The sequence below is a fragment of the Pseudomonas sp. C11 genome (assembly GCF_034683865.1).
Taxonomy (GTDB): Bacteria; Pseudomonadota; Gammaproteobacteria; order Pseudomonadales; family Pseudomonadaceae; genus Aquipseudomonas.
In genome coordinates this window covers 137,865-149,484 of the sequence record NZ_JAWIIP010000003.1, presented here as the reverse complement: position 1 = coordinate 149,484, position 11,620 = coordinate 137,865, and the positions used below count along the sequence as shown (strand labels likewise).

General features: G+C 63.6%; 11 protein-coding genes. 6 read left to right on the top strand and 5 right to left on the bottom strand.

Translation table 11 applies throughout. The features are described 5' to 3' along the window. Positions 1 to 50: 50 nt before the first annotated feature. From VC352_RS06765 to VC352_RS06745, 5 genes are all read right to left on the bottom strand, one after another. On the bottom strand, positions 51 to 785 hold the full coding sequence (locus VC352_RS06765) for an amino acid ABC transporter ATP-binding protein (RefSeq protein ID WP_322978817.1): 735 nt from the start codon (positions 783 to 785) through the stop codon (positions 51 to 53). Continuing rightward, the gene (locus VC352_RS06760; protein WP_322978816.1) at positions 782 to 1,450 is read right to left on the bottom strand and encodes an ABC transporter permease subunit; all 669 of its coding nucleotides are present in this window, start codon (positions 1,448 to 1,450) and stop codon (positions 782 to 784) included. The genes VC352_RS06765 and VC352_RS06760 overlap by 4 nt, the downstream gene beginning before the upstream one ends. Beyond that, on the bottom strand, positions 1,447 to 2,193 hold the full coding sequence (locus VC352_RS06755) for an amino acid ABC transporter permease (protein WP_322978815.1): 747 nt from the start codon (positions 2,191 to 2,193) through the stop codon (positions 1,447 to 1,449). The genes VC352_RS06760 and VC352_RS06755 overlap by 4 nt, the downstream gene beginning before the upstream one ends. Positions 2,194 to 2,410: 217 nt before the next feature. After that, positions 2,411 to 3,319 carry a glutamate/aspartate ABC transporter substrate-binding protein gene (locus VC352_RS06750; protein WP_322978814.1) on the bottom strand — a complete coding sequence of 303 codons (909 nt, stop codon included), beginning with the start codon at positions 3,317 to 3,319 and terminating at the stop codon, positions 2,411 to 2,413. Between the two features lie 221 nt (positions 3,320 to 3,540). Then, positions 3,541 to 4,434: an acyltransferase gene (locus tag VC352_RS06745; protein WP_322978813.1), complete on the bottom strand. Its 894-nt coding sequence runs from the start codon at positions 4,432 to 4,434 to the stop codon at positions 3,541 to 3,543. A gap of 166 nt (positions 4,435 to 4,600) precedes the next feature. On the opposite strand from VC352_RS06745, the gene VC352_RS06740 reads away from it, so the two are divergent. The 6 genes from VC352_RS06740 to creC all read left to right on the top strand — a co-directional run bounded on the left by VC352_RS06740 (position 4,601) and on the right by creC (position 11,552). Then, positions 4,601 to 5,839 (top strand): HD-GYP domain-containing protein, encoded by a 1,239-nt coding sequence (locus VC352_RS06740; RefSeq protein ID WP_322978812.1) that lies wholly within the window; start codon positions 4,601 to 4,603, stop codon positions 5,837 to 5,839. An 83-nt stretch (positions 5,840 to 5,922) separates the two neighbouring features. After that, positions 5,923 to 6,435, top strand: coding sequence for an ATP-dependent zinc protease (locus tag VC352_RS06735; RefSeq protein WP_322978811.1), 513 nt, complete (start codon positions 5,923 to 5,925; stop codon positions 6,433 to 6,435). Between the two features lie 164 nt (positions 6,436 to 6,599). Beyond that, positions 6,600 to 8,630 (top strand): methyl-accepting chemotaxis protein, encoded by a 2,031-nt coding sequence (locus VC352_RS06730; protein ID WP_322978810.1) that lies wholly within the window; start codon positions 6,600 to 6,602, stop codon positions 8,628 to 8,630. A gap of 56 nt (positions 8,631 to 8,686) precedes the next feature. Continuing rightward, positions 8,687 to 9,124, top strand: coding sequence for a CBS domain-containing protein (locus VC352_RS06725; protein ID WP_322978809.1), 438 nt, complete (start codon positions 8,687 to 8,689; stop codon positions 9,122 to 9,124). A 322-nt stretch (positions 9,125 to 9,446) separates the two neighbouring features. Then, positions 9,447 to 10,127 carry a two-component system response regulator CreB gene (creB, locus tag VC352_RS06720; protein WP_322978808.1) on the top strand — a complete coding sequence of 227 codons (681 nt, stop codon included), beginning with the start codon at positions 9,447 to 9,449 and terminating at the stop codon, positions 10,125 to 10,127. 3 nt (positions 10,128 to 10,130) lie between these two features. Then, positions 10,131 to 11,552, top strand: coding sequence for a two-component system sensor histidine kinase CreC (creC, locus tag VC352_RS06715; protein ID WP_322978807.1), 1,422 nt, complete (start codon positions 10,131 to 10,133; stop codon positions 11,550 to 11,552). Positions 11,553 to 11,620: the final 68 nt, after the last annotated feature.

Here is an 11,620-nt window from a genome sequence, read left to right as displayed (position 1 = left end):
GCCCGGATGCCTGCGCAGAAGACCGCTGGCATCCGGGTTGGCGTGGCAGGTCAGTGCTGCAGGATCTTCGCCAGGAACTGCTGGGCGCGCTCGGAGCGGGCGTTGATGTCGCCGAAGAACGCCTCCTTGGCGCAGTCTTCGACGATCTGCCCACGATCCATGAAGATCACCCGGTCGGCGACCTTGCGTGCGAAGCCCATCTCGTGGGTCACGCACATCATGGTCATGCCTTCCTGGGCCAGTTGCACCATCACGTCGAGCACCTCGTTGACCATTTCCGGGTCGAGCGCCGAGGTTGGCTCGTCGAACAGCATCACCACCGGATCCATGGCCAGGGCACGGGCGATGGCCACACGCTGTTGCTGGCCACCGGAAAGCTGGCCAGGGTACTTGTGCGCATGAGCGGCCAGGCCGACGCGGTCGAGCAAGGCCAGCCCCTTCTTCTCGGCCTCGGCCTTGCTGCGTCCGAGCACCTTGATCTGGGCGATGGTCAGGTTCTCGGTGATGGTCAGGTGCGGGAACAGCTCGAAGTGCTGGAACACCATGCCGACGCGCGAGCGCAGCTTGGGCAGGTTGGTCTTCTTGTCGGCGATGGAGGTGCCGTCGACATTGATGTCACCCTGCTGGAACGGCTCCAGCGCGTTAACGCACTTGATCAGCGTGGACTTGCCCGAGCCGGACGGCCCGCACACCACCACCACTTCGCCCTTCTTCACCTCCGTGCTGCAATTGGTCAGCACCTGGAAGTCTCCGTACCACTTGTTGACGTTCTCGATGGAAATCATACGGCTAACCTTTTTTGCAAAAGCTTGACCAGGCGCGAGGCGGTGAAGCTGACGGTGAAGTAGACCAGGCCGGCGAAGATCAGAAATTCATGAGGCTGGCCGATGATGTCGCCACGCGAGCGAGCGGCGTTGAGGAAGTCCATCAGGCCCACGGTGTACACCAGCGAGGTGTCCTGAAAGAGGATGATGCTCTGTTGCAGCAGCAGCGGGGTCATCTTGCGGAAGGCCTGCGGCAGGATGATCAGGCGCATGCTCTGGCCGTAGGTCATGCCCAGGGCCGAGGCCGCGCCCATCTGGCCCTTGGGGATGGCCTGGATGCCGGCGCGGACGATCTCGCAGAAGTACGCCGCCTCGAACATCACGAAGGCCACCAGACAGGAGCTGAACGCCCCCACCGGGGTGTCCTCGCCGGTGATCCAGCGCAGGATGAACGGCACCGCGAAGTAGAACCAGGTGATCACCAGCAGCAGCGGAATCGAGCGGAAGTAGTTGACGTAGGTGGCGGCGAAGTTGGCCAGCAGCCTGTTGTGCGACAGGCGCATCAGCGCCAGTAGCGTGCCCAGCGCGACGCCGCCGAGCACGCCCAGCACCATCAGCTGCAGGGTCACCAGCATGCCGCCCCACAGGCCCGGCAGGGCGGGGATGATCGAGGAGAAATCCATCATTTACCCCCTACGGAAATCAGGCCCGGCACGGCGACCTTCTTCTCGATCATGCGCATGATCATCATCAGGCTCATGTTCAGGGTGAAGTAGATCAGCGTGGCCAGAGTGAAGGCCTCGAACAGGTTGGCGCTGAACTCGGCGGTCTGCTTGGTCTGTGCCAGCAGTTCCATCAGGCCGATCAGCGACGCTACCGAGGAGTTCTTGAAGATGTTGAGGAACTCGCTGGTCAGCGGCGGAATGATGATGCGAAACGCCTGTGGCAGGAGCACGTTGGTGTAGATCTGCGGCAGGCGGAAACCCATGGCGTAGGCCGCGGCGGTCTGGCCCTTGGGCAGCGCCTCGATACCGGTACGCACCTGTTCGCAGACCCGCGCCGCGGTGAACAGGCCGAGGCATACCACCACCGACAGGTAGGCCGAGGTGGCCGGGTTGAGATCCTGCTTGAACCACAGCTCCAGTGGCTCGGGCAGTAGATCCGGTACCAGGAAGTACCAGAGAAACAGCTGCACCAGCAGTGGCACGTTGCGGAAGATTTCCACGTAGGTGGTGGCAATACCGGAAATCAGGCGGTTAGGCATGGTACGCATCACGCCGAGCAGCGAGCCCAGCGCCAGGGCGATCAGCCAGCCGGCCAAGGCGATGGCGATGGTCCAGCCCAGGCCGGTGATGAACCAGTCCAGGTAGGTCTCGCTGCCGATGCCGGTGGACTTGAAGTAGATACCCCAGTCCCAGTTGTAATTCATTGCGGGTTTCCCCTCGACGTGTCGCGAAAGCATGGATGGCGTCGGGGCAGGTCGTGCGTGGGCAACGACCCATCCGCGGGTGGCGGATGTGCCCCTATCCTTTCGGGGTGGAAAGACCGTAGGGCGGGTGCAACCCGCCGCGCCGACGGCTATTGGCGGGGTGCCCCCGCCCTACGGTTGCGCTGCCGGCGCTTGTGGCGCCGGGATGGCATCACCGTCAGATCTGTTCTGCAGATTTGTCGGTGGGGTTGGCGATCAGCTTTTTCAGCTCGTCGCTCATGGGGAAATTCATGTTCAGGCCCTTCGGCGGTACCGGCTGCTCGAACCACTTGCTGTAGATGGCGTTGATCTCGCCGGAAGCGAAGGTGGCGCTGATGGCCTTGTCGACCACCTGCTTGAAGCCCTCGTCACCCTTGCGCAGCATGCAGCCATAGATCTCGAAGGACTGCGGGGTGCCGACCACGTGCCAGTCGTCCGGCTTCTTGGCCTTGGCCATTTCGCCGGCCAGCAGGGCGTCGTCCATCATGAAGGCCACGGCGCGGTTGGATTCGAGCATCAGGAAGGATTCGCCGTGATCCTTGGCCGAGATCACGTTCATGCCCATCTGCTTCTCGGCATTCATCGCCTTGATCAGGCGCTCGGAGGTGGTGCCGGCGGTGGTCACCACGTTCTTGCCCTTGAGATCAGCGAAATCGTTGATGCCGCTGCTCTTCTTGGCCAGCAGGCGGGTGCCGACTTCGAAGATGCCGACCGAGAACGCCACCTGCTGCTGACGTTCGACGTTGTTGGTGGTGGAGCCGCATTCCAGGTCGACGGTGCCGTTCTGCACCAGCGGGATACGGGTCTGCGAGGTGACCAGGTTGTAGCGCACCTTCAGATCCGGCATGCCCAGTTCCTGTTTCAGCGCATCGACCACTTTCAATTGCAGGTCATGGGAGTAGCCGATCGGTTTGCCCGAGTCGTCACCGAAATAGGAAAAGGGGATGGATGAGTCGCGGTGGCCCAGGGTGATGGTGCCGGTTTCCTTGATCTTCTTCAGGGTGCCTGTCAGTTCCTCGGCGAAGGCCGGGGTGGACAGCACGGCGGCAGCAATCGCCAGGCCCAGTACGCGGTGGAAGGTACGCATCAATCGAATCCTCGATGTTGTTGTTGTGATAGTGCGGAGTGACACATTCCGCTATCACCAGAGCAGGTTGCATGCCAGGACTCTCGAGGTGTTCGTTTTGGTGGTAACTATTTGAAAAATATAGGATTAACGAGGCTTTTAAAAAGGTTGAAGGCGACCGCGTGTTCGCCCGGCCGACTGACTGGGCGTATGGCATTCGGAAAACCGAACGACGCGGAGCCTCAGCGAGCGTTTTCCGTACGTAACTGCGCGATGCGCGCGTCCTTCTCCTGCCAGAGCTGAGTGACCCAGTCCTGCATGTACTGACGAAATACCGGGTCGTTCTGGTAGTCGCCCTGCCACAGTTCGGGGGCCAGGCTGCGAGTCTGGATATCGACGATCACCTTGCCCACCTGACCGCTGAGCAATGCCCAGAAGCCAGGAGGCTTGCCCTCGGGATAGACCAGCGTGACGTCGAGCACGGCGTCGATCTGTTCGCCCAGCGCGGCGAGAACGAAGGCCACACCGCCGGCCTTGGGCTTGAGCAGATAGCGGTAAGGCGATTGCTGCTGAGCCTGCTTGGCCGGGGTGAAGCGGGTGCCTTCCAGGTAGTTGACCACGGTGACCGGCAGGCGCTTGAACTTCTCGCAGGCAGCCTTGGTGATCTCCAGATCCTTACCCTGCATATGCGGGTTCTTCTGCAGAAAGGCCTTGGAGTAGCGTTTCATGAAGGGGTAGTCGAGCGCCCAGAAGGCCAGGCCGAGGAAGGGTACCCAGATCAGTTGCTGCTTGAGAAAGAACTTGAAGTAGGGCGTCTTGCGGTTGAACGCCTGCACCAGCGCCGGGATGTCGACCCAGGACTGGTGGTTGCTGATCACCAGATAAGAACGGTCGCTACGCAGCTCGGCGTTGCCGCGAATGTCCCAGTGCGTCGGGGTGAGCAGGGCGAAGATGCGCTTGCAGTTCTCGGCCCAGAACTCGGCGACCCACATCACCCCGCGCGAGCAGGTATCACGTGCCGACTGCCCCGGCAGCACGAACTTGGCAAGGGCGATCAACAGCAGCGGGCCGATCAGGATCAGGGTGTTGACGAGCAGCAGAACGAGGGTGGCGAGGCCGGTCAGCAGAGGGCGCATGTCGACTCCATGGCAGGCATTGAGCGTCCATCTTATGCAAGCGTGGCGCATGACTCAAAGTCGGGCTCAATGGCGTATTGCCAGGCCGGGGCCGATGTGCCAAAACTCGTTACAGCGACATCATGTTTGCCACGGACGGTTGGTTCTCTTTGCCGGTGTACATTCAATGCTCAAAAGGATCGCCGTAGCCGATCTGCGGGTCGGTATGTTCATTCAGGAATTCTGCGGCTCCTGGATGGATCATCCGTTCTGGAAATCCAAGTTTCTCCTCGACTCCGACAAGGATCTGGCACGCATCCGCGACAGTGCCATCAGCGAGCTGTGGATCGATGTCAGCAAGGGCGCCGACGTCGCGGCCGGGGTACAGGCCGCCACCGCAGCCGAGGTTGAGTGCGAAGCCGAGGCCCGCCTGATGGCGGCCGTGGCGCCTCCGGTGGTCAAGCGCCTGTCCATGGAGCAGGAGCTGGAGCAGGCGGTGAAGCTCTGCGCGCGCTCCAAGCAGGCTGTGGTGCAGATGTTCAGCGATGCGCGCATGGGCCAGGCACTGCAGTTCGAGCAGGCCGAATCGCTGGTCGAGGAAATCTCCCTGTCGGTGATGCGTCATCCCAATGCCCTGATCAGCCTGGCTCGGCTCAAGCACAGCGACGAATACACCTACATGCATTCGGTGGCCGTGTGTGCGCTGATGATCGCCCTGGCGCGTCAGCTCGGGCTGCCCGAGGCGGCGGTGCGTGAAGCTGGGCTGGCCGGCCTGCTGCATGACATCGGCAAGATGGCGATACCTCAGGAGCTGCTGGACAAGCCAGGCAAGCTCACCGACAGCGAGTTCGCCACGGTGCGCAAGCACCCGGAGGAGGGCGGCAGTATTCTGATCGCCAGCAAACAGGTCAGCGCCCTGGTGCTCGATGTCTGCCTGCACCACCACGAGAAGGTCGACGGCAGCGGCTACCCGCATCACCTGCAGGGTGAGCAGATCAGCCTGTTGGCGAAGATGGGCGCGGTCTGCGACGTGTACGACGCCATCACGTCCAACCGGCCCTACAAGCAGGGCTGGGATCCGGCCGAGTCGATCCGCAAGATGGCCGAGTGGAAGGGGCATTTCGACGAGCTGGTATTCCAGGCCTTCGTCAAGACGGTCGGCATCTACCCGGTGGGCGCGCTGGTGCGCCTGCAGAGCGGACGGCTGGCGGTGGTCATGGAGCAGAACCCCAAGGCGCTGCTGGCGCCCAGGGTCAAGGTGTTCTTCTCGGCCAAGTCGCGCCTGCCGCTGAAGCAGACGGTAGTCGACCTGAGCAAGATCACCGACCAGGATCGCATCGTCGGCCGCGAGTCGGCGCAGGAATGGGGGTTCGAGGGCCTGGACGAGTTGTGGACGGGGATGGAGCTCAATGGCCGGGGGCGCTAGCAGCATGTTGTAACGCTTGTGCCGGAACATGGCGGGCCCGGTGCAGTCCGACTCTCGGTCAACCCAAGCGAGAGGATCGATCCTTGAAACATGCCCTGCTTCTGCTGGCCGCTGCTGTCAGCCTGCCGACTCTGGCCGACGAACAACCCGATCTCTATGGCCGCTACGAGCTGGTTACCCTGCCTGCCCTCGGCAAGACCCTCAAGGCCAAGATGGACACCGGCGCCATGACCGCCTCTTTGTCGGCCACGGATATCGAACCGTTCGAGCGCGATGGCCAGGACTGGGTGCGCTTTCGCCTGGCGGTGGACGGTGCGCAGGACACCCTGTACGAACACCCGCTGGTGCGTATCGCCGAGATCAAGAAACGCACGGAAGAGGGTGACCAGGCCGGGACTCAGGAGGTCGCCTATTCCCAGCGGCCGGTGATCGAAATGCCGGTCTGCCTGGGCGGTGAACAACGCAATATCGAAGTCAATCTGACCGACCGCAGCACCTTCAGCTATCCCCTGCTGATTGGCGCCAGCGCCATGCGTGAGTTCGGCGTGGCGGTCGATCCGGCGGCACGCTACACCCGTGATCGTCCGCAATGCTGAGCAAATTGTCGCATTTCAGAAAAGCCTGATACGCAATGGCCAGTACACTCCTGCCGAGTGTCCGCCTCCCTTTCGCCACCTTGAACGGTAACTGCGGGCCTGTTTCTTGCTAGCTGCATTTGTCCGCCAGGCCGCTAGGCCCAACAGGTTGCTGAGGTGTCGTGATGACGGGAGTACTCGAGCCGGGTGTAAGGCTATTCCAGCGTTTCAGTTTTGCCCGCAAGTTTCAGGTGGTGTTTCTTTTGTTCGCGCTGCCGCTGGGCTACGCCCTGTGGATCATCAGCAGCGACTACCTGGGGCGTTTGCAGTCGATAGACAATGAGCTCGAAGGTGCGCAGGCGTTGCAGCGCATGGCCCAGGTACAGCAGGAGCTGGTTACCCAGCGCACCCTGCTGGCACGTTGGAGAGGCACCGAGAAAGCTGCCGAAGGTCTGCTGCGAGAACGCGAAGGCGAGCTCGACAAAGCCTTGCAGGCAGCGGGCGAACCATTGCAGAGCAGCCTGATCAGCGACGAGGCGCGCCAGCACTTCCAGGGGCTGCAGAGCAGTCGCGAGGGGCTGCGCGTCAACGCCCTGGCGAGCCTGGCATTGCCCGACGCGCTGGAGCGCTACCAGAAGACGCTGCTGACGCTGATCGCCCTGCGTGAACAGGTGGCGACCGATAGCACCCTGATCCTCGATCCGCGCCTCGATACCTACCTGATGATGGAGCAGGTCACCTATATCATGCCGCGCCTGCTCGAGCAGCTTGGCACCTTTGCCGCACAGGGCCATGGTGCAGTGGTCGCGCAGCACTTCACCCTGCAGAGCCGCGTGCTGATTCGCGATCTGCGGCGCGGTCTGGATGAACAGCGGGCGCAACTGATCAAGGCGCAGACCACGCTGTCGCGCGAGGCACCTCAGACCATGCAGCAATTGAGCGCTCCGTTCGACACGGCGCTGAAGGCCTTCGACGATTTCCTGGCGCAGATCGACCGGGACATGTTCGAGGCCAGCCCCATGGCGCTGACGCCCGAGCAGTTCGTGCAGCGCGAAATGGCGCTGGAAACGCAACTGCAAGCCCTGCAACAGGCGCTCTACCAGCAATTCTCCGACAGCCTCGGTGTTTACCGGCAACGCGCCCTGTCGCAGATGATCGAGGTGATCGGCGCCTTCGGCGTGCTCACCCTGATCGCCCTCTACGTACTGCTGTGCCTCAATACCTCGATCCGCCAGGGCACGCGTACCATCATCGACGCCGCACGCGGGCTGCGTGACGGCGATCTGCGCGTGCGCATGCACGTCGCCGGGCGTGACGACCTGGCTGCGATTGCCCAGGCACTGAACATCGCCGTGGAGCAGATGCGTGACTCCTTGCAAGGCGTCAACCGGGAGAGTCAGCAGCTCGACGGCACCGTCCACCTGCTCGGTAGCCAGGCGCGCGACTCGCTGGATGCTGTCGAGCAACAGCAGGCGCAGATGAGCCAGATCGCCACGGCTGCCACGCAGATGGCCGCCACCGCCCAGGGCGTCGCGCAAAGCTGCGAACAGGCGGCGATGGAGGCCCAGCAAACGCGCGAAGTGGCGCTCGGCAGCAGCCAGCGCAGCGAACGCACCAGCGCCAGCATGCGTCAGCTCAGCCGCCGCCTTGGCGACAGCGCTACGGCGCTGCAGCAACTGCGCGACCAAACCCAGCAGATCAACCGCGTGGTGGAGGTGATCAAGGGCATCGCCGAGCAGACCAACCTGCTGGCGCTCAATGCCGCCATCGAGGCCGCGCGGGCGGGCGAGGCTGGGCGTGGCTTCGCCGTGGTCGCCGACGAAGTGCGCTCGTTGTCCAAGCGCACCCAGGACTCGACCCAGGAAATCGCCCAGACCGTCGACAATCTGCAACGCGTGGTCGGTCAGTCGGTGACGCTGATGGAGGACGCCTGCAGCCAGGCCGATGGCGACATTGGCAGCGTACTCGCCATGGGCGACGAGCTGCAGCGCATCGTCGACTCGGTGCAGCGCGTCAGCGACCGTTTGGCACAGATCGCCACCGCTGCCGAGCAGCAGGCGGCCACCGCCGACGAGGTCAGCGGCAATATCCAGCAGGTCGATCAGGCCGCCGGCCAACTGCTCGAAGGTGCTCAGGCGGTCAGCCAGGCGGCGGAACAGTTGCAGCGCGGCAGCGAGGGCTTGGCACAGAACACCGGGCGTTTCCGCCTCGACTGAGTGACCGGGCGGTCGAAGTCTGCTAAAAAACAGCTCTAACCACTGGGAGCCCTAGCATGAAAACGGTCGCCGAGATTCTCCGAACCAAGCCCAACGCCTTTCTGCATAGCATCGATGCCAACGATTCGTTGCTCGACGGCCTGCGCATCATGGCGGAGAAGGGCATCGGCGCTCTGGTGGTGATGTCCGGCGGGCGCCTGGTGGGCATCGTCAGTGAGCGCGACTACGTGCGCAAGGTGGCCCTGGCCGAGCGCTCCATGCTCAACGCCAAGGTCAGCGAGATCATGACCCGCGACGTGATCACCGTCGGCCCGCGCGACAACCTGCAGCACTGCATGGAACTGATGACCGAGCGCCGTTTGCGCCACCTGCCGGTACTGGCCGAAGGCGAACTGATCGGCCTGCTGTCCATCGGTGACCTGGTCAAGGAAACCATCGCCGAACAGGCCGACCTGATCCGCCAGCTGGAGCAGTACATTCGCGGCGAGCACTAAGGGGGGGCGCCCTGCCTACGGCGCTTCGGCGGGTTTCACCCGCCCTACGTCCCTTGTCTGCCTGATCTCTTCCTCAGCATCCCGTAGGGCGGGTGCAACCCGCCAACAGCCCCCCGGCGGATTTCACCCGGTCTACGTTCCATTGCCCGCTTGATGCCTGATCCCGCCCTTAGCGGCTCCGCCCCGGTCGCCCCTGTAGGGCGGGTGCAACCCGCCAACAGCCCCCCGGCGAATTTCACCCGGTCTACGTTCCATTGCCTGCTTGACGCCTGATCCCGCCCTCGGCAGTCTCCTGCCGTCGCCCAAAGGTGCAGGATGCCCCATGCCGCAGATACTCATAGTCGAAGACGAAGCCGCGATTGCCGATACGCTGGTCTACGCCCTGCAGGCCGAAGGCTTCGTCACGCACTGGACGAGCCTGGGTGGCGAAGCCCTGACGTTGCTGGAAAACGGCGCCTTCGACCTGGCCATTCTCGATGTCGGCCTGCCCGATATCAGCGGCTTCGAAGTGTGCAAGCGCCTGCGCCGTTTCTCCGAGGTGCCGGTGATCTTCCTCACCGCACGCAGCGAGGAAATCGACCGCGTGGTGGGCCTGGAAATCGGCGCCGACGACTACGTGGTCAAACCCTTCAGCCCGCGTGAGGTGGCGGCGCGGGTCAAGGTCATTCTGCGGCGTGTGCTGCCCCGTGATACTGCAGAGGCGCCAGCACCGAGCCTCTTCCAGATCGATGAGGCGGCCTTTCGTATTCACTACCACGGCCAGGCGCTGAGCCTGACCCGCCACGAATTCCGCCTGCTGCGCACCTTGCTCGGCCAGCCGCGCCGCGTCTATTCCCGCGAGCAATTGCTCGATGCTCTCGGCGTGGCCAGCGAGGCCGGCTACGAACGCAATATCGACAGCCATATCAAGAGCGTGCGCGCTAAGCTGCGCGCCATCGCCCCGCGCGAAGAGCCGATCCAGACCCATCGCGGCCTGGGTTATAGCTTCGAGCCGGAGAGCTGACTCATGCCGCTCGGCGTACGCATCTTCCTCGTCTACTTCCTCTTCGTCGGGCTGTCCGGCTGGTTCGTGCTGAGCACCGTGATGGACGAGATCCGCCCCGGTGTGCGCCAGAGCACCGAGGAAACCCTGGTCGACACCGCCAACCTGCTGGCCGAGATCCTGCGCGACCAGGTCAAGGCCGGCACCCTCGGCCAGGGGCGCCTGAACGAGGCGTTGGAGGCCTATGGGCGGCGTCAGCCGCAGGCGACCATCTGGGGCCTGACCAAGGCCGAGGTCAATCACCGCATCTACGTCACCGACGACAAGGGCATCGTCCTGCTCGACTCCACCGGCCAGGCCATTGGCCAGGACTACTCGCGCTGGAACGATGTACTGCTGACCCTGCGTGGCCAGTATGGTGCGCGCTCGACCCGTGAAGACCCGAACGATCCCGACTCTTCGGTGATGTACGTGGCCGCGCCGATCAGAGACGGCGAGCGGATCATCGGCGTGGTCTCGGTGGCTAAGCCCAACCGCACGCTGCAGCCCTATATCGAACGCTCGCAGAATCGCCTGAGCTGGCTCGGCGCCGGGCTGATCGGCCTTGGCCTGCTGATCGGCGCGGCACTGTCCTGGTGGCTCAGCGCCGCGCTGGGCAAGCTCACCCGCTACGCCCAGGCGGTCAGCGAAGGCCAGCGCGCCGAGGCGCCCAAGGTTCGTGGCGGCGAGCTGGGGCAACTGGCGCAGGCGGTGGAGCGTATGCGTACCGAGCTGGAAGGCAAGGCCTATGTCGAGCGCTACGTGCACACTCTGACCCACGAGCTGAAAAGCCCGCTGGCGGCCATCCGTGGCGCCGCCGAACTGCTCGACAGCGACATGCCTACCGACCAGCGCCAGCGCTTCGTGGCCAATATCCAGCAGGAAAGCGCGCGTCTGCAGAACCTCATCGAACGCCTGCTGCACCTGGCCCAGGTGGAGCAACGCCAGGGGCTGGAAGAGCGCGTGGCGGTGCCGCTGGCGCCACTGGTGGACGAACTGCTGCAAGCGCAGCAGGCGCGCATCACCGCCGCCAATCTGCAGATCGAACAGGCACTGCCGCCCGGGCTGAACCTGCGTGGCGAGCGCTTCTTGCTGCGCCAGGCCCTGGCTAACCTGCTGGACAACGCCCTGGACTTTACCCCGCCCGGCGGACTTATCCGCATCACCGCCGAACGCCAGGGCGAGCGCATCATCCTGCGTCTGTTCAACCAGGGCGAAGCCATCCCCGACTACGCCCTGGCACGGCTGACCGAACGCTTCTACTCCCTGCCGCGCCCCAACGGTGGCCGCAAGAGCACCGGGCTGGGCCTCAACTTCGTGCAGGAAGTGGCCGAGCTGCATGGTGGGGAACTGCATATCGGCAATATCGACGGCGGAGTGGAAGTGCGCCTGGCCTTGCCCGCCTAGATTGCTCTACGCGTATCTGCCTTTTGTAGGAGCGGCTTTAGCCGCGAAGCTTCTGGGCTGTTTAGCTG